Consider the following 22866-nt stretch of genomic DNA (forward strand, 5'->3'; position numbering starts at 1 on the left):
CATGCGAACTCTGGGTAACCCTAACTCTGCGTCCAACCCGGCCAAGGGCGGGTTCTCCATGCTCCGGATCAGCGGCCCGGGAATGATGGTGTTCGTCATTGCCTTCGTCGTCGCCGTCATCTTTGCCGCAAACCAGAACGACGTCGTCGGCTGGGTTGTGGCGATCATTGCCGCGTTCTGGCTCGCACTGGCCGCGTTCGTCGTCTTCAGCATCCAGAAGGCGGCCAAAAAGGCCACTGCAAAACTCAACGAGGCGCAGAACGCCTTCAACGCGGCGACCGGCCGCGCGCCGTCGTCGGGCAGTGCCGATCACGGCGGCACCCGCCTGGTGCAGTCACGCAGCGAGGCTGACGAAGTCCGGGACCTGAAGCTGGACCACTCCTTCAAGATCGTCCAGGTCCAGGTCCGGGTTGTGGAGCAGGAACGGGCCAAGGGCGACGCGGCAGACCAGGACACCATCCGGCGCGCACTGGAAACCATCGAAATCACGGCCACCAACGCCCGGGACATGATCAAGTTCTCCGGCGGCGCTGACGAACCGGTCAGCGGAACCATCATCGACTAGAGTGGAGCGGGTGAGCTCGGCATTGAAGAAGGACCACCTTCGCATCGCATCAGTCAACGTCAACGGCCTTCGCGCTGCCTACAAGAACGGCATGGCGGAGTGGCTTGAACCGCGCGAGGTGGACATCCTTTGCCTCCAGGAGGTCAGGGCGCCCGACGCGATCGTCCGGCAGCTGCTGGGTGAGGGCTGGTTTATCCTGCATGAGGAAGCCGAGGCCAAGGGCCGTGCAGGCGTTGCCATCGCCTCCCGCACCGAGCCGCTGGCAACCCGCTCCCACATCGGCGACGACTACTTTGCCACCGCAGGCCGCTGGGTCGAGGCGGACTTCCGGGTGAGGGACGCGGCCGGGGCCGCCGCCACGCTGACAGTGGTGAGCGCCTACGTCCATTCCGGCGAGGCAGGGACACCCAAACAGGACGACAAATTCCGTTTCCTCGACGTCATGGTCAACCGGCTGCCCGAGCTGGCAAAGCACAGCGACCATGCCCTCGTGGTGGGCGACCTGAACGTGGGCCACACGGAACTGGACATCAGGAACTGGAAGGGCAACGTCAAGCGTGCCGGCTTCCTTCCGGAGGAGCGTGCTTACTTTGACCGTTTCTTCGGCGAAGAAATCGGATGGAGGGATGTCCACAGGGGCCTGGCGGGAAACGTCGACGGCCCCTACACCTGGTGGTCGCAGCGCGGAAAGGCCTTTGACAATGACACAGGCTGGCGCATCGACTACCACATGGCCACTCCCGCCCTCGCCGCCGCCGCCATCTCGGCAGTGGTGGACCGGGCGCCGTCATGGGACACCCGCTTCTCCGACCACGCACCGCTGGTAGTGGACTACCAGCTCTGAGCCCCGAAGGTTTTTTTCACAATGACTAGCTCGACTTCTCCCGTGACCAAGAAACGCATCCTCTCCGGCGCCAAGCCCACAGCGGACTCGCTGCACCTCGGCAACTACATTGGCGCGGTCCGCAACTGGGTCGACATGCAGGCCGAATACGATGCCGTGTTCTTCATCCCCGACCTCCACGCGATCACGGTGGATTTCGAACCCGGCGAGCTGGCCAAGCGCACCCGCGTGGTTGCCGCGCAGTACATCGCCGCCGGCATCGACCCGGACAAGAGCATCTTCTTTGTGCAGTCCCATGTGCCCGAACACGCCCAGCTGGCCTGGGCGCTGAACTGCATCACCGGCTTCGGCGAGGCCTCCCGCATGACGCAGTTCAAGGACAAGACGCAGAAGTCCGGGGCGGACGCCGCAACCCTCGGCCTGTTCGCCTACCCCACCCTGATGGCCGCGGACATCCTCCTGTACCAGACGGATCTGGTGCCGGTGGGCGAGGACCAGCGGCAGCACCTGGAACTCACCCGAAACCTGGCCCAACGCTTCAATACCCGCTTTGGCCACACGTTCACGGTTCCCGAGGCCACCATCCTCAAAGCCACCGCCAAGATCTATGACCTCCAGAGCCCGACGGCCAAGATGTCCAAGACGGGCGGGTCGCCACACGGTTCCATCCAGCTCCTGGAAGACCCCAAGCTCGCCGCGAAGCGCATCAAGTCAGCGGTGACTGACACCGGTACGGAGATCCGGTTCGACGCGGAAGCCAAGCCTGGTGTGTCCAACCTGCTCACCATTTACTCGACGCTCACCGGGAAGTCCGTGGCCGAGCTCGAGGCGGAGTACCAGGGCAAGATGTACGGCCACCTCAAGAAGGACCTCGCAGACGTCATGGTGGACTTCATCACGCCACTCCGGGACCGCACCAACGAACTGATGGCGGACCCGGCGGAGCTGGACAGGCTCCTGGCCCGGGGCGCCGAACGCGCCCGGGAAATCGCCGCCGTGACCCTCGGCCAGGTCTATGAGCGCATGGGCTTCCTGCCGTCCCTCAGCCTCGCAGGAGTCCGCTAGCCCCATGTCATCCGTCAGCAAAGTCACTGCAAACAACGACTCCCCTGCGTACCGCGGAGAGGGACAATTCGTTGACGCCGATGATAACGCTGCCGTGGTCCGGGGCACTGCGCCAGGCAACCGCCAGGCCAGGACCGACGGCATGAGCGTCGGTGTCATCCTGGGGTTCCCGCCGGATATCGCCGAGGAACTGCAGCGCTGGCGGGCCTCCTTCGGCGACCCCATGGCCGGTGTCATCCCCGCGCACATCACGCTGGTCACCACTACGCCCACCAAGGACTGGGAAGCCACCCGCAGCCACGTCCGCGAGGTGGCGCGCAAGCAGGAGCCGTTTACCGTCACCATCGCGGGGACCGGCTCATTCCGGCCGGTTTCTCCGGTGGTCTTCCTGAACGTCGAGGATGGCTTCGGCGATTGCGTGAACCTGCACGAACAGCTGCAGACCGGGCCGCTGGAGCGGGAGCTGCCGTTTGCCTACCACCCGCACGTGACCATCGCCCATGACGTGGCGCCGGAGAGCCTGGATGAGGCCGAAACGGTGCTCAAGGATTACCGGGCCACGTTCCCTGTGGTTAGCATGGGGCTGTACGAGCACGACATCAACGGCATTTGGCAGCTACGGGAAGAGCTCGACTTTGGCATCGAAACTGACCACGCCCGAGGCAGGTCCGGCGCGGAACGGCGCTGAGCCTCCGCTTCCCACGGAGCATGCCCGGCTCAAGCTGGAAGTGAGCCGGAAGCGGGTCGAATGGAGCAAGGCCCGTAGGTCCGGCAACGGGGCTGTCGCCGGGCTTCTGGCCATGTTCCAGTGGCTGCTCGCCCGCTTGAATGCCTTCCGTCCCATGCGGGCGTTCCAGCATTACACCCTGCAGCACGGGCCTCTCATGGCCGCCGGCATCGGCTTCAACATGTTCTTTTCCATCACCGGCCTGCTGGCCACCGGCTTCTCCGTTGCCGGCCTGCTGCTCAGCGGTCAGCCCGCCTTGCTGGACCGGATCGTCAGCAGCGTCGCGGTCAGCGCGCCGGGCCTTGTGAAGGTGGACGGCGGCGACGGCCTGGTGGACCCGCAGGAACTGCTGAATCCGGCCGGCCTCGGTTGGACCGCCGTGATCGCGGCCGTGGTTACCGTCGTGACCTCCCTGGGCTGGATAGCCGGCGTCCGGGAAGGACTGCGCGGAGTCATGCGGTTGGGTCCGCGGAAGCTGAACCCCCTGATCCAAAAACTGCGCGACGCCGGCATCCTGCTGCTGCTCGGTGTGGCGCTCGTGCTGAGCGCGGGTGCGTCGTTGATTTTCGGCACCGCAGCAGGCTGGGTCACTGAACAGCTGCAGCTGGATCCGGTGATGGCGTGGCCGCTGACCACCTCCATCAAGGTGGGTGTCCCGCTGGCCTTGGGCTGGGTCACGGCTGTCATCATGTTCCGGCTGGCCGCGGGTCTGAAGCTGAGCCGGCGGGCGCTGCTGGAGGGGACCATCCTCTCCGCCGCAGGTACCACGGTGCTGCAGATCTTCAGTACGGAGCTCCTCGCCAGTGCCGGCCGCAACCCCATCCTGGCGCCTTTTGCCATCATCATCGGGCTACTCATCTGGTTCAACCTGGTCAGCCAGGTGTACCTGGTTTCCGCCGCATGGTCCGCTGTACGGGACGAGGACCTCAAGAATGCGCCCGCGCCGAAGACCGCCGGCTGGGGCTCCCGCCAGGTCCAGCCGGGCAAGACGCCCGTGGAGCGGGAGCGGCAGGCCGCTACCGTCCGGCGTCGAGGTACTGATCGGCCCACGCGGAAATAATCAGCGCGGCACGGGCCGCCTGGCCTTTTCCGGTCAGCAGGTGGTCGCTGCCTTCGAGGGAGACGAAGCTGCGAGGGTGCCGGGCCGTCTGGAAGATGGTGCTGGCATTCTCGATCCCCACGGTGTTGTCAGTGGGGGAGTGCAGCACCATCAGCGGCTTGTGCAGGCTCTTGATGCAGTCGGTCAGGTCAGCATTCTCAAGGTCCTCCACAAAGTGCCGGCGGATCTCCACGCGCTTGCCGCCCAGATCCACCTCCGCGCTTCCTTCACTGAGGATCCGGTCCAGCGCGGCATCAAAGACGTGGGCCACATGCTTGGGCGAAAACGGGGCACCCACGGTGGCGACGGCGTCGAGTTCGGGGATTTCCCGGGCCGCCGCCAGGACGGCGGCGCCGCCGAACGAGTGTCCCACGAGCAGCGAGACGGAGCGGCCCTCGGCGCGCATGAACTCCGCCGCCCGGACAGTGTCCGCCACCTTGTGGCTGAACGATCCTTCGGACCACAGGCCGGCGGACTCGCCCAGGCCCACGTTGTCGAAGCGCAGCATGCCCACCCCGTTGTCCGCCAGGGCCTTGCACATCCGCGACGCGGAAGGGTGGTCCTTGCCGAGGGTGAAGCCGTGCGAGAAGACTCCCCAGCCCTTCACCGGCCCGTCGGGGCGGTCCAGGATGCCGGAGAGCAGTTCTCCCGTAGATCCTTCGAACGAGACTTTTTCGGAGCGGGACACGGTCTCCCCTTTCGTTGTGGCTGGCGTGTATTAAAACGAACGACGGCGCCCATCACCGTGAGGTGAATGACGCCGTCGGCCGTTACGTCCGTTGGTAAACGGTGAACTAGATCTTGCGGGAGAGGATTGCCTGCTTGACCTCGGCAATGGCCTGCGTGACCTGGATGCCGCGGGGGCATGCTTCCGAGCAGTTGAAGGTGGTGCGGCAGCGCCACACACCTTCCTTGTCGTTGAGGATTTCCAAACGCATGTCGCCGGCATCATCACGGGAATCGAAGATGAAGCGGTGGGCGTTCACGATCGCTGCCGGGCCGAAGTACTGGCCGTCGGTCCAGAAGACCGGGCAGGAGGACGTGCACGCGGCGCAGAGGATGCACTTGGTGGTGTCGTCGAAGCGCTCACGGTCCTCGGCGGACTGCAGGCGTTCCTTGGTGGGCTCGTGGCCCTTGTTGATGAGGAACGGCATGACTTCACGGAAGGACTGGAAGAACGGCTCCATGTCCACGATCAGGTCCTTTTCCACCGGCAGGCCCTTGATGGGTTCGACCGTGATGGGCTTGGACGTGTCCAGGTCCTTCAGCAGGGTCTTGCAGGCGAGGCGGTTGCGGCCGTTGATGCGCATGGCATCGGAACCGCAGACGCCGTGGGCGCAGGAACGGCGGAAGGAGACGCTGCCGTCAATTTCCCACTTGACCTTGTGCAGGGCATCCAGCACACGGTCGGTGCCGTACATGGTGACTTTGAAGTCGTCCCAGGTGGCGTCCTCGGACACCTCGGGGTTGTAGCGGCGCACGCGCAGCGTGACGTCGAATGTGGGGATCTCGCCGCCGCCACCGATGTGTGCGGGCAGTTCGATCTTTGAGGCTGGCTCAGCAAGTTCGGCGGACAATTTAGTACTTCCTCACCATCGGCTCGTAGCGGGTAAAGACAACCGGCTTCGTGGCCAGGCGGATGCCGGCGATTGCTTCAGCCGATCCGTCAGCCGGGGCGTGGTCATCCTTGTACGCCATGGAGTGCTTCATGAATTTTTCGTCGTCGCGGTCCGGGAAGTCCTCGCGGAAGTGTCCGCCGCGGGATTCCTCACGGTGCAGGGCAGCAACCGTCATGACCTTGGCCAGTTCCAGCAGGAAGCCCAGTTCAACGGCCTCGAGGAGGTCCAGGTTGAAGCGCTTGCCCTTGTCCTGGACACTGATGTTCTTGTAGCGGGCTTCGAAGGACTCGATGTCCCTGAGGACCTGGTTCAGCGTGTCGGCTGTGCGGAACACCTGCATATTGGCGTCCATGGTGTCCTGGAGTTCCTTGCGGATCACGGCCACCTTCTCGTCGCCGTTGCCGTTGCGGGCGATGTCCAGCAGTTCGATGGTGTACGCCTCGGGATCCTCCGGGAGCTCCACGAAGTCTGCCGTCTTGGCGTACTCCGCCGCAGCGATGCCGGCGCGCTTGCCGAACACGTTGATGTCCAGCAGCGAGTTGGTGCCCAGGCGGTTGGAGCCGTGGACCGAAACACAGGCCACTTCACCGGCTGCGTAGAGGCCCGGCACCACGGTGTCGTTGTCCTGCAGCACTTCGGTGGTGATGTTGGTGGGGATGCCGCCCATGGCGTAGTGCGCCGTCGGGAACACCGGTACCGGTTCCGTGTACGGTTCAACGCCGAGGTAGGTGCGGGCAAACTCGGTGATGTCCGGCAGTTTCGCGTCGATGTGCGCCGGTTCGAGGTGCGTCAGGTCCAGGAGGACGTAGTCCTTGTTCGGCCCGCAGCCACGCCCTTCGCGGACCTCGTTGGCCATGGAACGGGCCACGATGTCACGGGGTGCGAGGTCCTTGATGGTGGGGGCGTAGCGCTCCATGAAGCGCTCACCCTCGGAGTTACGCAGGATGGCACCTTCGCCACGTGCAGCTTCCGAAAGCAGGATGCCAAGCCCGGCAAGGCCTGTCGGGTGGAACTGGAAGAACTCCATGTCCTCCAGCGGGATGCCGCGGCGGAACGCGATGCCCATGCCGTCACCGGTCAGGGTGTGCGCGTTCGAGGTGGTCTTGAAGACCTTGCCCGCACCGCCGGAGGCGAATACCACGGACTTGGCCTGGAAGACGTGCAGTTCACCCGAGGCGAGGTCGTAGGACACGACGCCGGCAACGCGCTTCTGCTTGTACGGGGTGCCGTCTTCGCGAACGGCGTCTTCCTCGACCGTCAGCAGGTCCAGGACGTAGTACTCGTTGTAGAACTCCACGTTGTGCTTGACGCAGTTTTGGTACAGCGTCTGCAGGATCATGTGACCTGTGCGGTCGGCAGCGTAGCAGGCCCGGCGGACGGGTGCCTTGCCGTGGTCACGGGTGTGGCCGCCGAAGCGGCGCTGGTCGATGCGGCCTTCGGGCGTGCGGTTGAACGGCAGGCCCATCTTTTCCAGGTCCAGCACGGCGTCGATGGCTTCCTTGGCCATGACCTCGGCGGCGTCCTGGTCAACCAGGTAGTCGCCGCCCTTAATGGTGTCGAATGTGTGCCACTCCCAGTTGTCTTCCTCGACATTGGCCAGTGCCGCACACATGCCACCCTGCGCCGCACCGGTGTGCGAGCGGGTGGGGTAGAGCTTGGTCAGTACTGCTGTGCGCGCGCGCTGACCGGATTCGATCGCGGCGCGCATGCCAGCGCCACCGGCACCGACGATGACGACGTCGTACTTATGGACCTGCATACCAGACGCTCTTTCTCTCAAAATTCGCAATAAAACGACGGGCGGGCGGAGCCTGCTCCGTAAAACCGCTGCCCGCACACTGTGCGGGCGCAGCTGATCCCCCGAGGGGGAAAGGTGCCGCTAAGGGGCCGGGCAGAAGCCGCCCGGCAGCGGTACGCCGTTGGCGTCCAGCGGGCACGGGTTGAAGGTGAAGATCACCAGGGTGCCCAGGATGATGATGACGGTGGTGGCGGCGTAGAGGACGATCTTCAGCCAGAAGCGCGTGGAGTCCTTCTCGGCGTAGTCGTTGATGATGGTGCGGACGCCGTTGGTGCCGTGCAGCATGGCCAGCCAGAGCATGGCCAGGTCCCAGATCTGCCAGAACGGATCTGCCCACTTGCCGGCAACAAAGCCGAAGTCAATGGCGTGGATGCCTTCGCCTGCCAGGAGGTTAACGAAGAGGTGGCCGAAGATCAGCACCACCAGGACAACCCCCGACAGCCGCATGAACAGCCAGGCCGCCATCTCGAAGTTGCCCTTCGAGCCGCCGGTCCGGCGGTACTTCGGGGCGATCAGTCCGGCGCCCGGCTTGCCGCTGCGCGGACTCTGAATCTGGGTAGCAGTCATGGCTTAGTGACCTCCGAAGGCGAGGGAAAGGTGGCGGATGGAGAAGCCGACCATGACGATGACCCAAAGGATCAGGACCGTCCACAGCATTTGGCGCTGGTACTTTGCGCCCTTCTTCCAGAAGTCGACGGCGATGATTCGCAGGCCGTTGAAGGCGTGGAAAACGATCGCTGCGACGAGGCCCGTTTCACCCAGGGCCATGAGGGGGTTCTTGTAGGCGCCGATCACGGCGGTATATGCCTCTGGGGACACGCGCACCAATGAGGTGTCCAGCACATGGACCAACAAGAAGAAGAAAATCACTACACCGGTAATGCGGTGTCCAACCCAGGACCACATGCCTTCACGGCCGCGGTACAAGGTGCCAGCTGGTTTTGTCGGCACTGAATAAACCTCCCTGCAACACAGCGGCGCTGGCATGGGATCCACGCGGGGGGAACGCCTGCTGCGAGAGCACTCGTAAGCTCAAGCCTAAATCTAGGCTTCGCTCACAGCTTATTCAATTTAGGAACTCCTTGGTGTCGCCTGCCTGCGCGGTTTTTGTCCATATTTGAGACGAACGCCACATATCGGCTGCCGCGGGGGCGTTGCAGGGGCCGCATCTGCCCGTGTCAGGGCGGTGGTCGGCTAAAGTAGGCCTTGATGACTACAGACATAGCGACACGCCGGGATTCACCGCTGGACCGTTTTATAGCGGTAATCCCCGCAGGCGGCGTGGGGACCCGCCTCTGGCCCCTGTCACGTGCAGCAGCCCCCAAATTCCTCCACGATCTCACCGGTTCCGGCAGCACGCTGCTGCGGGCAACCTACGACCGCCTGGAGCCGCTTGCCGGCAAGGGCGTACTGGTTGTTACCGGTAACGCCCACCGGAACGCGGTGTGCAGCCAGCTTCCCGAGATCCAGGATTCCGACCTGGTGCTCGAAAGCGAGCCCAAGGACTCCGGCGCGGCCATTGGCCTTGCGGCCGCCATCCTGTACCAGCGGGATCCGGAGATCATCATGGGTTCCTTCGCCGCGGACCAGGTGATCAGCCCCGACGATCTCTTCCAGGAGGCCGTGCGCGAGGCCATTCATACGGCCGCGCTGGGCAAGATCGTCACCATCGGCATCAAGCCCACGCACCCGTCCACCGGGTTCGGCTACATCCGGTCCGGCGAGAACCTTTCCATCGCGAAGGCGCCGAGTGCGCAGGCTGTGGTGGAGTTCGTTGAGAAGCCCAGCGAGGACGTTGCCCAGCAGTACGTGGACAGCGGCGAGTACGTATGGAACGCGGGCATGTTCGTGGCCCCCGTGTCACTGATGCTCAAGCACCTCGAAGCAAACCAGCCTGAACTCTTCAAGGGGCTCACGGAGATCGCCGAGGCCTGGGACACACCGGAGCGTGACGAGGTCACCGCCCGCGTCTGGCCCACGCTGCCGAAGATCGCCATCGACTACGCGGTGGCCGAACCCGCCGCCGCCGCCGGGGACGTCGCCGTCGTGCCCGGCGCCTTCCGCTGGGACGACGTCGGGGACTTCGCCTCGGTGGGCCGGCTCAACAGTGCCAAGGAAGTGGACGATGTCACCGTCCTCGGCGAAGGTGCCCGGGTGTTCACGGAAAACGCCAGCGGCGTTGTGGTCACGGACACCAAACGCGTCATAGCGCTGATCGGCATCAAGGACGTTGTCATTGTTGACACGCCGGACGCTTTGCTGGTTACCACCATGGCGCACTCGCAGCGGGTCAAGGCCGCTGTGGATGCGCTCAAGGCCAGCGGCGACACCGACGTCCTTTAATCAGTCCGTATTCTTCGGAAGCTGCCCACCCTGACCGGCCCCGCCCCGCCGGTGCGGTGGGCAGCACTGTTTCCCGACTGTTTTCCGGCCGTTTGTTGCCGGAAGCAGGCTCCCGGATCCGTAACCCGCAGACCCTGATGCGGGTATTCGCGGCACCCTCGCTAGAGTTGTTCCGTGCGCAATTACACTACTGAAGCTGAACCCACCGCCCTCGTGGGGCCGTGGCTGGAGCCGCTGCTGCCGGAACTCATTGATTTCCGCCGTGACCTCCATGCGCATCCCGAGTTGTCCTTCAAGGAGTTCCGGACCACCAACAAGCTCGCGGAACGGCTGGAAGCTGCCGGCCTGAAGCCGCGCCGGCTCGAAGGCACAGGCCTCACGGTCGACGTCGGCGAAGGTCCCATCGCCACGGCACTGCGCGGCGATATCGACGCCCTCCCGATCATCGAGGAAACCGGCCTGCCGTTCGCGTCAAAAAACCACGGCGTCACCCACGCCTGCGGCCACGACGTCCACACCACCACCATGCTTGGCATCGCCCTGGTGCTGCATCGCATGCACCAGGAATCGCCGCTGGGCGGCAGTGTGCGCATCATTTTCCAGCCTGCCGAGGAAACCATGCCCGGCGGAGCGCATGCCTGCATTGAGCAGGGAGTACTCGAAGGCGTGCCCCGCATCCTGGCCCTGCACTGCGATCCGCGCATCGACGTCGGGAAGATCGGCACCCGGATCGGCGCCATCACCTCGGCCTCGGACACCATCAGGATCGAACTTTCCGGACGCGGCGGGCATACCTCGCGCCCGCACCTGACCGAGGACCTTGTGTTCGCGCTGGCGCAGATCGCCGTGAACGTGCCGGCAGTGCTGTCCCGCCGCGTGGATGTGCGGAGCGGCGTCTCCGTGGTCTGGGGGCACATTTCCGCAGGGTCGGCACCCAATGCCATTCCGGGCACGGGCTACATGGCCGGAACCATGCGGTGCCTGGACCGTGACGCCTGGCACAGTGCCGGCAAGCTGCTGGACGAAGTGGTCCATCAGGTGGCCGCGCCGTACGGGGTGGATGTCCGGCTCGAGCACACCCGCGGCGTTCCCCCGGTCGTGAACTCCGAACATGAGACGGCCCTTATTGAAGCAGCGGCACGCGCCGAAATCGCCGAAGGGGCCGTGGTGCTCACCCCGCAGTCCATGGGCGGCGAGGATTTCGCCTGGTTCCTGGCTGAGCTTCCCGGCGCCATGATGCGGCTGGGCACCAAGACCCCCGGCGGCGAGGAATACGACCTGCACCGCGGCGACTACATCCTGGACGAGAGAGCCCTGGGCTACGGTATCCAGGTCCTCACGGCTGCGGCGCTTCGCACCATCCGCGACCTCTAAGCAGCGCACCCACCCTCCTGACGGCGCGAACGGACACTTAAGCACCGCCTTCTCAGCGCGAACGGACAGTTGAGCCCCTGAACAAGGGCCTCAACTGTCCGTTCGCGCTTGTGCCGGGCCTCAACTGTCCGTTCGCACTCTTTGTGGGGCAGATAAGTTGTGCGCAATGTAATTGTGCGCTATTGTTTTTTCATGACCGACGCTCCCATATCCAACACCGCCCGGCTCGACGCCCCGAGGCTCAATCGCCAGGTGTGCTTTGCGCTGTACTCCGCGTCGAAGGCAGCCACCGCCGTGTACCGGCCCATGCTGGACGAGCTGGGACTGACCTATCCCCAGTACCTCGTCATGCTGGTGCTCTGGGAAGACCAGCCCCGCAGCGTCCGCGAACTGGGGGAGGAGCTGGGCCTGGACTCAGGCACCCTCTCCCCGCTGCTGAAGCGCCTTGAAGCGCTGGGGCTGGTGGAGCGCAGGCGTTCGGCGGAGGACGAACGTCGGGTCGAGGTCTTCCTCACGGACTCCGGCGCCGCCCTCAGTGCCAAGTCCAGCGCCATTCCCCAGCAGCTCGCAGACGCCGCCGGGCTGTCCGCGGCTGAACTCGACCAGCTCCGGGAGACCTTGGGCAGGCTCACTGCCGCCCTCCATTCCTCCCGCTAGGCAGACTCCTCCAGCACCAGACTTTCCATCAACAGAACGGAACCACGTGAAGACTCTCTACACCGCAGAAGCCCTTGCCTCAGGCGAGGGCCGGGACGGCAACGCCCGCACCAAGGACGGCAAGCTCGACGTCGCATTGGCCAGCCCCGTGGAACTCGGCGGCAACGGCCAGGGCACCAACCCGGAACAGCTGTTCGCAGCCGGATACGCTGCCTGTTTCCATTCCGCCCTTCGCCTGGTGGGCCGCAAGGAAAAGGCCGACCTCACGGATTCCGCCGTCGCGGCAAAGATCCACTTCGGTGCCCTCGATGACGGCGTGGGCTACGGCCTGGCCGCCGAGCTCGAAATCGCCCTGCCCGCGCTCGACCTGGCCACGGCGGAGGCCCTCGTGGCCCAGGCGCACCGGATTTGCCCCTACTCCAACGCCACCCGCGGCAACATCAACGTCGACATCAAGATCCTGGAAGTAGCCGCATGAGCACCAACACCGAAACCGCAACCCTTCCGCTGACCACCCGCGAGATCCAGCTGGCGTCCCGTCCGCACGGCCGCCCGGTGCCGGAGAACTTCCGCCTCGCCGAGTCGGAACTCCCGGAGCTCGGGGACGGCCAGGTGCTGGTTCGCAACCGCTTCATCTCCGTCGACCCCTACATGCGCGGCCGCATGAACGACGTCAAGTCCTACTCCGCGCCGTTTGCGCTGGATGCGGCGCTCGACGGCGGTGCCGTCGGTGAGGTGATCGCGTCCAGGTCGGACGAACGCAAGGTGGGGGACATCGTCGTGCATTCCCTGGGCTGGCGTGAGTTCGCCGTGTTGGACGCCGCCGCCACCTCAACGGCGCGCACCGACCTGGCGCCCGCCTCGGCGTTCCTGGGAGCACTGGGCATGACCGGCCTGACCGCCTACGCCGGCCTGCTGAAAGTTGCGGAGTTCAAGGCCGGCGAGGTTGTCTTCGTTTCCGGAGCCGCCGGTGCCGTCGGGTCCCTCGTGGGCCAGATCGCCAAAGCCATGGGCGCCTCCCGGGTGATCGGCAGCGCAGGGTCCCCGGACAAGGTGGCACGCCTCCTGGAGCTCGGCTTCGACGCCGCATTCAACTACAACGACGGCCCGGTGGCCGATCAGCTTGCCGCAGCAGCGGGTGAACGCGGGATCGACGTGTACTTCGACAACGTCGGCGGTGAACACCTTGAAGCGGCGCTCTCCGCGCTTACCGTCGGCGGCCGCGTGGCCATGTGTGGCGCCATTGCCCAGTACAACTCGACCGAACCCACTCCCGCTCCCCGGAACCTCATGCTGGCCATCGGCAAGCAGCTGACCCTCAAGGGCTTCCTGGTCGGCGGCTACTGGCAGCACATGGGGGAATTCGTGGAGGCCGTGTCCGGCTGGGTTGCTGACGGGACAATCCGCTATGACGAAACCATAGTGGACGGCCTCGAGAACGCCCCGCAGGCCTTTATGGACCTCCTCGACGGCGCCAACACCGGGAAGATGCTGGTCCGGATCTAAGGAAATGGAAATGACTTGCGGGAGCGGCTACCGGTAGGTAACAAGTTCTCAACAATCTTTGCGTCCGGGTGCCGGTGTGGTACCCGGACGTGTTCCAGGACACTAAAGTAGCTGTCATCAGTGCGCCTCGGCGCAGTGCTGCGAACCCATCAGTGAAAACAGAATTTCAGTGTGGAGCATTCGAAACGGACACTCATTGAACTCCCGTCGTAGCGCCTATCTCTTTGTTCCTGGAGGAAAATTGAAGAACTCACTGCGTGCAACCCTGAAGCGCGGTTCAATGACCGGAGTTGCCACCGCCGGTGCCGCGGCACTCCTGCTGACCGGCTGCGGAGCTGCCCCGGAAGCCGGCAGCACCGCAAGCGCCACCGCCAGCGACTACACGGGCTGCATCGTGTCCGACTCCGGCGGGTTCGACGACCAGTCGTTCAACCAGTCTTCCTACGAAGGCCTGAAGAAGGCTGAGAAGGACCTCGGGATCAAGGTCAACCAGGTCGAATCCAAGACCAACAACGACTTCGAACCGAACCTCCGTGCCATGGTCACCGCAGGCTGCGACCTGACCGTCACGGTGGGCTTCCTGCTCGGCGATACCACCAAGGCACAGGCCACCGCTAACCCGGACAGCCACTTCGCCATCGTCGACTTCGGCTACGAGACGCCCATCAGCAACGTCAAGCCGATCATCTACGACACCGCGCAGGCTGCCTTCCTGGCCGGCTACCTTGCAGCCGGCTCCACGAAGACCGGCACCGTGGCCACCTTCGGCGGCATCAAGATCCCCACGGTCACCATCTTCATGGACGGCTACGCCGACGGCGTGAAGTACTACAACGAGCAGAAGGGCAAGGACGTCAAGCTCCTTGGCTGGGACAAGGCCACGCAGGACGGCAGCTTCACCGGCGACTTCGAAAAGCAGGACAAAGGCAAGCAGCTGACCCAGAACTTCCTGGACCAGGGCGCCGACATCGTGATGCCCGTTGCCGGCCCGGTCGGCAAGGGCGCAGGCGCAGCGCTCAAGGAAGCCAAGGCTGCCGGCAAGGATGTCAAACTCATCTGGGTCGACTCCGACGGCTTCCTCACTGCGCCCGATTACAAGGACATCATGCTCTCGTCCGTCATGAAGCAGATGGGCGACGCTGTTGAGACTGTCGTTAAGGAAGACAAGGAAGGCAAGTTCAGCAACACCCCGTACGTCGGCACCCTCGCGAACGACGGCGTGCAGCTGGCCCCGTTCCACGACCTGGATTCCCAGGTTCCCGCGGAACTGAAGACCGAGCTCGACCAGATCAAGAAGGACATCGTTGACGGCAAGCTGAAGGTCGAGTCGGCAGCGAGCCCGAAGGCCTAGCTTCCTCCGTAAAAGCGCCACCACCCGGTTGGTCATTGACTTCCGGGCGGTGGCGCTTTTCGTTGGGTCAGATTTCCGACGGGTTTTCCCCGTTCTGCCAAAGGCTGCAGGCTAGGCTGGTGCTGCAGTCACATATCCCGTCCGGGCACATTCTCCGGACGCTTCGAGATTGGTCAGAGTTTTGAAACTTGAACTCAGAGGGATCACCAAACGCTTCGGCTCCCTGATTGCCAACGATCACATCGATGTGGTTGTTGAACCGGGGCAAATTCATTGTCTCCTTGGTGAAAACGGCGCCGGCAAGTCCACGCTGATGAATGTCCTTTACGGTCTGTACGAGCCCAGTGAGGGCGAAATCCTGGTGGACGGCAAAGCCGTCACCTTCCGCGGCCCGGGCGACGCCATGGCGGCAGGCATCGGCATGGTGCACCAGCACTTCATGCTGGTCCCCGTGTTTACGGTCGCGGAGAACGTGGCGCTCGGCGCCGAAACCACCAAGGCCGGCGGCTTCCTCAACCTGGATGACACCCGCCGGAAAATCAAGGAGATCTCCGATAAATACGGCTTCGACGTCGACCCCGATGCCCTGATCGAGGACCTCCCCGTGGGCGTCCAGCAGCGCGTGGAAATCATCAAGGCCCTGGTTCGCGATGCGAAGGTGCTCATCCTTGACGAGCCCACGGCCGTGCTGACACCGCAGGACACCGATGAGCTCCTGGACATCATGCGCCAGCTGAAGAGCAGCGGCACGTCGATCGTCTTCATCTCCCACAAGCTCCGCGAAGTGAAGGCCGTGTCCGACACGATCACCGTCATTCGGCGCGGCAAGGTGGTGGGCAGCGCGGATCCCGGTGCGTCCACCACCGAGCTTGCCTCCATGATGGTGGGCCGCGCGGTCAGCCTGACCCTGGACAAGGCACCGGCCAAGCCGCAGGAAACGACGTTCCAGGTCAAGGACCTCACCGTCATCGCCCCGACAGGCCAGCATGTTGTGGACGGCATCAGCTTCGACATCGCGCGCGGCGAAATCCTCGCCGTGGCAGGGGTGCAGGGCAACGGCCAGACGGAACTCACCGAGGCCATTCTCGGCCTGCAGGAACGCTGTGACGGATCGATCCTGCTCGACGGCGAGGAACTCCTGGGCCACAGCGTCAAGGAAGTGCTCAGGGCCGGCGTCGGCTTCGTCCCGGAAGACCGGACGGTTGACGGGCTCATCGGCACGTTCTCCATTGCGGAGAACCTGGTGCTGGACCTCTACGACCAGCCGCCCTTCGCCAAAGGCATCAGTATGAGCCCCGCCAAGATCCTGGAGAACGCCAAGTCCCGGATCGGCGAGTTCGACGTCCGCACCCCGTCCGGGTCGCTGGCCGCGGGAACGCTCTCCGGCGGAAACCAGCAGAAGGTGGTCATGGCCCGGGAGCTGTCCCGGCCGCTCCGCCTGTTTATAGCCTCCCAGCCCACCCGTGGGGTGGACGTGGGGTCCATCGAATTCCTGCACAAACGCATCGTGGCTGAACGCGACCGGGGCACACCGGTGATGATCGTCTCCACGGAACTCGACGAAGTGATTGAACTCGCCGACCGCATTGCCGTGCTTTACAAGGGCAAGCTGGTGGGCATCGTGCCGGCCGGCACCGGGCGTGATGTCCTGGGCCTGATGATGGCCGGGCTTTCCCCGGAAAGCGCCCAGGCGGACGCGGCCCATGCCCACAAGCCCGCAGAGACTTCCACCTCCGGTGCCGAAGGAGGCGACCATGACTGAACAGGACAAGCCCAAACACATGGCTGACGAAAACGCGGAGGAAAACCGCGACACGCAAGCCCGCGAAACGCAGGAACCACCGGCCCCGGCCGACGACGCAGCAGCCGCAACCGCGCTGGACACAGCCGGCGGCGCCATGCAGCCCTCGGCCGTTCCCGTCTCGGCCCAGAGCGGCACCGTCCCGGGCGGGCCGGACACCCTGGTCCGGCGGATCTTCACCGGCAGCGGCATGGTGTCGGTCCTGGCAGTCCTGCTCGCCCTGATCCTCGGCGGTCTCCTGATCGCCAGCACGGACAAGCAGGTCGGAGCCACGGCCAGCTACCTCTTTGCCCGGCCTTCGGACTTCTTCTCGGCTGTCTGGACCGCTGCGACCCGCTCGTACGTCGCGCTCTTCCAGGGTTCCGTGTTCAATCCCCGCGGCTCCAGCATTGCCGTGCAGTTTGCGCCCCTAATGGAAACCCTGACCATCGCGACACCGCTCATCACAGCTGGCCTGGGCGTGGCACTGGCCTTCCGTGCCGGCCTGTTCAACATCGGTGCCCAGGGCCAGATCATCATGGCCGGCATCCTCGCCGCCTGGGTGGGCTTTGCGCTGCACCTGCCCGTGGGCCTGCACCTGCTGCTGGTCCTGGTCGCCGGCATCGTGGGCGGTGCCATCTGGGGCGGCCTGGTGGGCCTGCTCAAGGCACGCACAGGAGCCCACGAAGTCATCCTGACCATCATGTTCAACTACATCGCCCTGTACTTCCTGCGCTACCTGCTGAACACGCCGGCGTTCCAGCGGCCGGGGGAGTCAAACCCCATCTCGCCGATCCTGGATCCCTCCGCCGTGTACCCGCAGATTTTCGGGACCCAGTACAGGCTCCACCTGGGCTTTGTCCTGGCCATCGCGGCAACGGTCTTTGTCTGGTGGCTGCTGAACCGCTCCACCGTAGGCTTCGAATTCCGTGCCGTCGGGGCAAACCCCAAGGCGGCGCTTACCGCCGGCATCAACGTGCCCCGTGCCACCATCCTGGTCATGGCGCTCGCCGGTGCACTGGCGGGCATGTCGGGTGTGGCTCAGGTGGCGGGAACCGAAAAGGTCCTGACCGACGGCGTCGCCGCCACTTACGGCTTTGACGCCATCACCGTTGCGCTCCTGGGACGCTCGACGCCGTGGGGCACCTTCGCAGCCGGCCTGCTGTTCGGCGCCTTCCGCGCCGGGGCGGTGCAGATGCAGATCCAGACCGGAACCCCCATCGACATCGTGCTGGTGGTCCAGTCGCTGATCGTCCTGTTCATCGCGGCGCCGCCGCTGGTGCGTGCCCTCTTCGGGCTCAATCCCCGCAAGAAGAAGGCCGCTACGGCCGGCAAGTCCAAGACGGCAGCAACCACCGGAGGTGCAGCATGAGCACAACAGCAACGTCGCCCGTTCCGGGCGCGCCGCAGCCGGGAACACCGCAGTCGGCCAAGGAAAAGGCCCCCGCGATTTCAGCGAAGCCCGTGACCTGGAAGGTGCCGGTCCTGCTGGCCGTCCTCGGCGTCGTGGCGTTCATCTTCTTCGGCGTAATGGGACCCAACCAGACAGCCAGGTTCGGGATCTCCTCGAGCGGTGACTTCTTCCAGCTTCCGGCCATCCAGGTGCCGGCCTTCCTCGGCGGCATCGTGCTGTCGGTCCTGATGCTGGGTTTGGCCGCCTACGCGGTGTACCTCAAGACCCGGAACCAACCATCACCCGGCTGGCTCCCCATCGTCTTCATCGTCCTTTTCGTGGCCGCCTTCCTGATCTGGGTGGTGGGCGGCGCACGCACCCCCAGCATCTCGCTGGCAGGGCTCATTGCCGGTTCCGTGACGCTCGCGGTTCCCCTGGTGTTCGGCTCCCTCTCGGGTGTGCTGTGCGAACGCGTCGGCGTGGTGAACATCGCCATCGAGGGCCAGTTGCTTGGCGGTGCGTTCACCGCCGCAATGGTGGCCACCCTGACCAAGAGCCCCTTCGTCGGGCTCCTGGCCGCGGCTGTCGCCGGCGCCATCGTCTCGATGGTGCTGGCAGTCTTCAGCATCAGGTACCTGGTCAACCAGATCATCGTGGGCGTGGTGCTCAACGTCCTGGTCTCAGGCCTGACCGGTTTCCTTTTCAGCACCGTGATGCAGGCTGACAAGGCACAGTTCAACTCTCCCGGCCGGTTGCCCATTATCGACATTCCCGTGCTGTCCAGCATCCCCGTGATCGGCCCCATCCTGTTCAAGCAGTCCGTGGTGGGATACCTGATGTACATAGCGGTCATCGTGGTGTGGATCGGCCTGTACAAAACCAAATGGGGCCTCCGCGTCAGGGCAGTCGGCGAACACCCGCAGGCCGCCGACACCATGGGCATCAAGGTCAACGCCACGCGATTCTGGAACGTCACCCTCGGCGGCGCCGTTGCAGGCATCGGCGGTTCCTTCTTCACCCTGGTGGCGATCGACAGTTTCACGAAGGAGATCTCGGGCGGACGCGGCTTCATTGCCCTCGCCGCGCTGATCTTCGGCCGCTGGAACCCGATCGGTGCGTTCTTTGCCGCGCTGCTGTTCGGCTTTGCTGACAACCTGCAGAGCATCGTGACCATCATCGGTACCCCGGTTCCGAGCCAGTTCATGGCCATGCTTCCGTACCTGGTGACGGTGCTCGCCGTCGCCGGACTGGTGGGCCGCTCCCGGCCGCCGGCGGCCAGCGGCATACCGTACGTCAAGGGTTGACGGCCGTGGACGAAGTATGGCCGCGGCAGGTCACCGGCAACAAGGGCACCAGCGGCGAAGGCGCCGTGGACTGGGCAGCCTTGGAAGCCGCCGCCGTTTCAGCCATGAAGAAGGCGTACGCCCCGTATTCGAAGTTCCCGGTGGGGGCAGCGGCCCTCACGGCGGACGGCAGGATGGTCAGCGGCTGCAACGTCGAGAACGCCAGCTACGGCCTGACGCTGTGCGCCGAATGCGCCTTGGTGGGCAATCTGCACATGACCGGCGGTGGGTTGCTGCGCGCCTTCTATTGTGTGGATGCCGGCGGCGACATCCTGATGCCGTGCGGGCGCTGCCGCCAGCTGCTCTACGAATTCCGTGCCCCCGACATGGAGCTGATGACAACGCAGGGAATCAAAACCATGGACCAGGTGCTACCCGATGCCTTCGGTCCCCAACACCTGGAGGAACCCCGGTGACACAAACCCCGAGCAACACCGAGGCGTTCGACGCCGTCGACATCATCCGCATCAAGCGGGACAGGGGCGTCCTGACCCCGGCGCAGATCGACTGGACCATCGACGCCTACACGCGCGGCGCGATCGCCGACGAGCAGATGGCCGCCCTGAACATGGCCATCCTGCTCAACGGCATGGACCGCACGGAGATCTCGCGCTGGACTGCAGCGATGATCGCGTCCGGCGAACGGATGGACTTCTCCGGACTGCGGCGTCCCGACGGCGGCGTGAAAGCGACGACGGACAAGCACTCCACGGGGGGCGTGGGGGACAAGATCACCCTCCCGCTGGCGCCTTTGGTCGCTGTGTTCGGGGTAGCCGTCCCGCAGCTGTCCGGGCGCGGGCTGGGCCACACCGGTGGCACCCTGGACAAGCTGGAATCGATCCCCGGGTGGCGGGCAGCGCTGAGCAACGACGAGATGATGTCCCAGCTGCAGGACGTTGGGGCGGTGATCTGCGCCGCGGGCGCCGGGCTGGCGCCTGCGGACAAGAAGCTTTATGCCTTGCGGGACGTCACCGGAACGGTGGAGGCAATTCCGCTCATCGCGTCCTCCATCATGAGCAAGAAAATCGCTGAAGGCACCGGCTCGCTGGTCCTGGACGTCAAGGTGGGAAGCGGCGCCTTCATGAAGGACGAGGCCCGGGCCAGGGAACTGGCGGAGACGATGGTAGCCCTGGGCAAGGACGCCGGCGTCAACACGGTTGCCCTGCTGACCAACATGGACACGCCGCTGGGGCTCACGGCCGGTAACGCCATCGAGGTGGAGGAATCGGTCGAGGTGCTGGCCGGCGGCGGTCCGGAAGACGTCGTCGAACTGACCGTCCGCCTGGCCGAGGAAATGCTCGCCTGCGCTGGAGTGCACGACGCCGACCCGCGAGCCGCACTCAAGGACGGCCGCGCCATGGACGTCTGGAACCGCATGATCGAGGCCCAAGGCGGTGACCCCCGAGCCAAACTGCCCGTTGCCAAGGAATCAGAGGTGATCTACGCGCCGGCCGACGGCGTCCTCGTGGAGCTTGATGCCCTGGCCGTCGGTGTGGCCGCCTGGCGGCTGGGCGCCGGCCGGGCCCGCAAGGAGGACCAGGTCCAGGCAGGGGCCGGCGTCAGGCTGCACGCCAAGCCCGGTGCCGTGGTCCGCGCCGGCGAGCCGCTGATGACGCTGCTGACGGACACCCCGGAGAAGTTCGGACGTGCCAAGGAAGCCCTCGACGGGGCCGTTGTGGTCGCGCCGGAAGGTTCCCGGCCGGCGCAGAAACTCATCATCGACCGCATCGCCTGACCGCCTCAATCTCCCCGGCCGGGTCCCTTTGGCGGCGCCGGCTGCCGCCAATGGAAACGGCCGGGGAGAAAACGGGGCGCCCCGGCCGTTAGGAAACTGTGCAGGCTATCAACGACTTTATTCTTGCGGCAGCCGGGCAGCCCTGGGTCCTCCTGCTGGTGCTGGCCTGCTGCGTGATAGACGGGTTCTTCCCGCCGATCCCCAGCGAGTCCGTGGTCGTGGGCCTGGCCGCCGTGGCAGCAACCGCCGATGTCCCCAACCCCTGGCTGCTGATGCTTATGGCGGCGCTGGGCGCATTCGGCGGTGACAACATCGCCTACCTGATCGGACGCCGGGTAGGCACGCGGCGCTGGCGGTGGATGCGCGGAAAACGAATGCAAACTGCCTTTCACTGGGCCGGGAATGAACTCAGGAAGCGGCCGGCGTCCCTGGTGCTCGTGGCCCGTTTCGTTCCGATTGGCCGGGTGGCGGTGAACCTCACGGCCGGGGCCACGCACTTTCCGCACCTGCGGTTCGTGGGGCTGACGGTATTGTCCGCAGCCCTGTGGTCCTCGTATTCCGTAGCGATCGGGCTGTTCTTCGGGCAGTGGTTCGAGGACAACCACCTGCTGGGCGCCACCATTGCCATTGTCTGCGCCATCCTGCTCGGGATCATCGTGGACATCCTGATCAGCCGCTTGCGTGGCCGGCTCCCCGAGGAACCGGCGGAGGAGCCCGCATCAGGTCGTTAGCGAAGGCCCGTTCAGCGGGTCAGGGAGCGGCACGCGCCGGCCCGGGGGGAGCCTCCAATGAATTGTTTTTCTCCGCCAGGAGCGTAGCGAATCATGCTTCTGCCATGCGACACTAAATAGGATTTCCATCACTTCATAGGAGCAGGGCCCCGCGTGGAATTTATCAATGAGGCAGTGCTCCATGCCGCAGGCCAATGGTGGATCTATCCCATCCTGCTGGTGTTCTTTTTCGTTGACGGTTTCGCGATGGTGGTACCCAGCGAAACGCTCATCGTCGCCCTCGCTGCGTTCTCCCGCCAGAGCGGCGAACCCAACCTATGGATTCTCGGCGCCACCGCGCTGGTCGGCGCCATTGCCGGCGACAACATGGCGTACATGCTGGGCCGGAGAATCGGGCTGGAACGGTGGCGCTGGATGCGCAAACCCAAGGTCCAGAAAGTCTTCGCGTGGGCCCACTACGAGCTGGAAAAGCGCGGTGCCGTCCTGATCTTCACCGCCCGGTACATCCCTTGGGGCCGTGTGGCCGTCAACTACGTTGCCGGCACCACTGCCTTCCCGCACCGCAGGTTCTTCATCCTGGACGCCTTTGCGTGCGTGACCTGGGTGGGTTACTCGATCGGGATAGGCCTGCTGGCCAGTTCCTTCCCCCTGCTGCATGACAATCCGCTGCTCGGCGCCGGCATTGCCGTGGTGTTCGCCATCATCCTCGGAATCATCATCGACCACCTGCTGCGTTGGTGGCACAAGCGGCTCGGACGGCATGACGCCGAAGTCGTGGACGAGTGGCTGGACGGCGGAACCGGCAAGCACGCTGCCCCGGAAGAGGCCGCGCGTCCCGAGCGGGACGCCGTCGTCGACGTCGCCCCGGTGACCGTGGCCGCCGTCGCCGAAGTGGAAACGGGCCGCTGAACCACGGCCGCGCCAAAGCGGCCGCTT

Annotated in this window: 23 protein-coding genes; 18 read left to right on the top strand and 5 right to left on the bottom strand. The window is 64.9% G+C overall.

The window, feature by feature from the left end:
- The first annotated feature begins 1 nt into the window (after window position 1).
- The 5 genes from J2805_RS19400 (at window position 2) to J2805_RS19420 (ending at window position 4261) form a co-directional block, all read left to right on the top strand.
- On the top strand, window positions 2-565 hold the full coding sequence (locus J2805_RS19400) for a hypothetical protein (protein ID WP_309979180.1): 564 nt from the start codon (window positions 2-4) through the stop codon (window positions 563-565).
- A gap of 10 nt (window positions 566-575) precedes the next feature.
- Entirely contained in the window at window positions 576-1409 is an 834-nt protein-coding gene (locus J2805_RS19405) for an exodeoxyribonuclease III (protein ID WP_309979182.1), read from the top strand.
- Between the two features lie 21 nt (window positions 1410-1430).
- Entirely contained in the window at window positions 1431-2474 is a 1044-nt protein-coding gene (gene trpS, locus J2805_RS19410; protein WP_309979184.1) for a tryptophan--tRNA ligase, read from the top strand.
- Between the two features lie 142 nt (window positions 2475-2616).
- Window positions 2617-3162, top strand: coding sequence for a 2'-5' RNA ligase family protein (locus J2805_RS19415; protein WP_309979381.1), 546 nt, complete (start codon window positions 2617-2619; stop codon window positions 3160-3162).
- Window positions 3110-4261 carry a YihY/virulence factor BrkB family protein gene (locus J2805_RS19420; RefSeq protein WP_309979186.1) on the top strand — a complete coding sequence of 384 codons (1152 nt, stop codon included), beginning with the start codon at window positions 3110-3112 and terminating at the stop codon, window positions 4259-4261. The genes J2805_RS19415 and J2805_RS19420 overlap by 53 nt, the downstream gene beginning before the upstream one ends.
- Here J2805_RS19420 and J2805_RS19425 read toward each other — a convergent pair.
- The 5 genes from J2805_RS19425 to sdhC form a co-directional block, all read right to left on the bottom strand.
- Window positions 4218-4988, bottom strand: a complete 771-nt coding sequence (locus J2805_RS19425) for an alpha/beta hydrolase family protein (RefSeq protein ID WP_309979188.1) — start codon at window positions 4986-4988, stop codon at window positions 4218-4220. The genes J2805_RS19420 and J2805_RS19425 overlap by 44 nt on opposite strands.
- Before the next feature lie 106 nt (window positions 4989-5094).
- On the bottom strand, window positions 5095-5877 hold the full coding sequence (locus J2805_RS19430) for a succinate dehydrogenase iron-sulfur subunit (protein ID WP_307051608.1): 783 nt from the start codon (window positions 5875-5877) through the stop codon (window positions 5095-5097).
- Window position 5878: 1 nt separating this feature from the next.
- Entirely contained in the window at window positions 5879-7678 is a 1800-nt protein-coding gene (sdhA, locus tag J2805_RS19435; protein ID WP_309979190.1) for a succinate dehydrogenase flavoprotein subunit, read from the bottom strand.
- 120 nt (window positions 7679-7798) lie between these two features.
- Window positions 7799-8284, bottom strand: a complete 486-nt coding sequence (locus J2805_RS19440) for a succinate dehydrogenase hydrophobic membrane anchor subunit (protein ID WP_309979192.1) — start codon at window positions 8282-8284, stop codon at window positions 7799-7801.
- A 3-nt stretch (window positions 8285-8287) separates the two neighbouring features.
- Window positions 8288-8668 (bottom strand): succinate dehydrogenase, cytochrome b556 subunit, encoded by a 381-nt coding sequence (gene sdhC / locus J2805_RS19445; protein WP_081818859.1) that lies wholly within the window; start codon window positions 8666-8668, stop codon window positions 8288-8290.
- Window positions 8669-8926: 258 nt separating this feature from the next.
- Between sdhC and J2805_RS19450 the strand changes: the two genes are divergently transcribed.
- From J2805_RS19450 to J2805_RS19510, 13 genes are all read left to right on the top strand, one after another.
- A complete protein-coding gene (locus J2805_RS19450; protein ID WP_309979194.1) occupies window positions 8927-10060 on the top strand; it encodes a mannose-1-phosphate guanylyltransferase in 1134 nt (377 codons plus the stop codon).
- Between the two features lie 174 nt (window positions 10061-10234).
- A complete protein-coding gene (locus J2805_RS19455) occupies window positions 10235-11434 on the top strand; it encodes an amidohydrolase (protein WP_104172765.1) in 1200 nt (399 codons plus the stop codon).
- Window positions 11435-11626: 192 nt separating this feature from the next.
- Complete coding sequence (locus tag J2805_RS19460) at window positions 11627-12091, top strand: MarR family winged helix-turn-helix transcriptional regulator (RefSeq protein WP_309979197.1); 465 nt, start codon at window positions 11627-11629, stop codon at window positions 12089-12091.
- 46 nt (window positions 12092-12137) lie between these two features.
- Window positions 12138-12569: an organic hydroperoxide resistance protein gene (locus J2805_RS19465; protein WP_309979198.1), complete on the top strand. Its 432-nt coding sequence runs from the start codon at window positions 12138-12140 to the stop codon at window positions 12567-12569.
- A complete protein-coding gene (locus J2805_RS19470; RefSeq protein WP_309979200.1) occupies window positions 12566-13597 on the top strand; it encodes an NADP-dependent oxidoreductase in 1032 nt (343 codons plus the stop codon). Before J2805_RS19465 ends, J2805_RS19470 begins: the two co-directional genes overlap by 4 nt.
- A gap of 241 nt (window positions 13598-13838) precedes the next feature.
- Window positions 13839-14948, top strand: coding sequence for a BMP family lipoprotein (locus tag J2805_RS19475; protein WP_463675099.1), 1110 nt, complete (start codon window positions 13839-13841; stop codon window positions 14946-14948).
- Window positions 14949-15129: 181 nt separating this feature from the next.
- Complete coding sequence (locus J2805_RS19480) at window positions 15130-16710, top strand: ABC transporter ATP-binding protein (RefSeq protein WP_309979201.1); 1581 nt, start codon at window positions 15130-15132, stop codon at window positions 16708-16710.
- Entirely contained in the window at window positions 16703-18100 is a 1398-nt protein-coding gene (locus tag J2805_RS19485) for an ABC transporter permease (protein ID WP_309979203.1), read from the top strand. The genes J2805_RS19480 and J2805_RS19485 overlap by 8 nt, the downstream gene beginning before the upstream one ends.
- On the top strand, window positions 18097-19425 hold the full coding sequence (locus J2805_RS19490; protein WP_309979205.1) for an ABC transporter permease: 1329 nt from the start codon (window positions 18097-18099) through the stop codon (window positions 19423-19425). The genes J2805_RS19485 and J2805_RS19490 overlap by 4 nt, the downstream gene beginning before the upstream one ends.
- 5 nt (window positions 19426-19430) lie before the next feature.
- Window positions 19431-19880: a cytidine deaminase gene (locus J2805_RS19495; RefSeq protein WP_309979207.1), complete on the top strand. Its 450-nt coding sequence runs from the start codon at window positions 19431-19433 to the stop codon at window positions 19878-19880.
- A complete protein-coding gene (locus tag J2805_RS19500) occupies window positions 19877-21199 on the top strand; it encodes a thymidine phosphorylase (protein ID WP_309979209.1) in 1323 nt (440 codons plus the stop codon). The genes J2805_RS19495 and J2805_RS19500 overlap by 4 nt, the downstream gene beginning before the upstream one ends.
- 98 nt (window positions 21200-21297) lie before the next feature.
- The gene (locus tag J2805_RS19505) at window positions 21298-21930 is read left to right on the top strand and encodes a DedA family protein (RefSeq protein ID WP_309979211.1); all 633 of its coding nucleotides are present in this window, start codon (window positions 21298-21300) and stop codon (window positions 21928-21930) included.
- A 153-nt stretch (window positions 21931-22083) separates the two neighbouring features.
- Window positions 22084-22839, top strand: a complete 756-nt coding sequence (locus tag J2805_RS19510) for a DedA family protein (protein WP_309979212.1) — start codon at window positions 22084-22086, stop codon at window positions 22837-22839.
- Window positions 22840-22866: the final 27 nt, after the last annotated feature.

Source organism: Arthrobacter oryzae (assembly GCF_031454875.1).
Taxonomy (GTDB): Bacteria; Actinomycetota; Actinomycetes; order Actinomycetales; family Micrococcaceae; genus Arthrobacter; species Arthrobacter oryzae_D.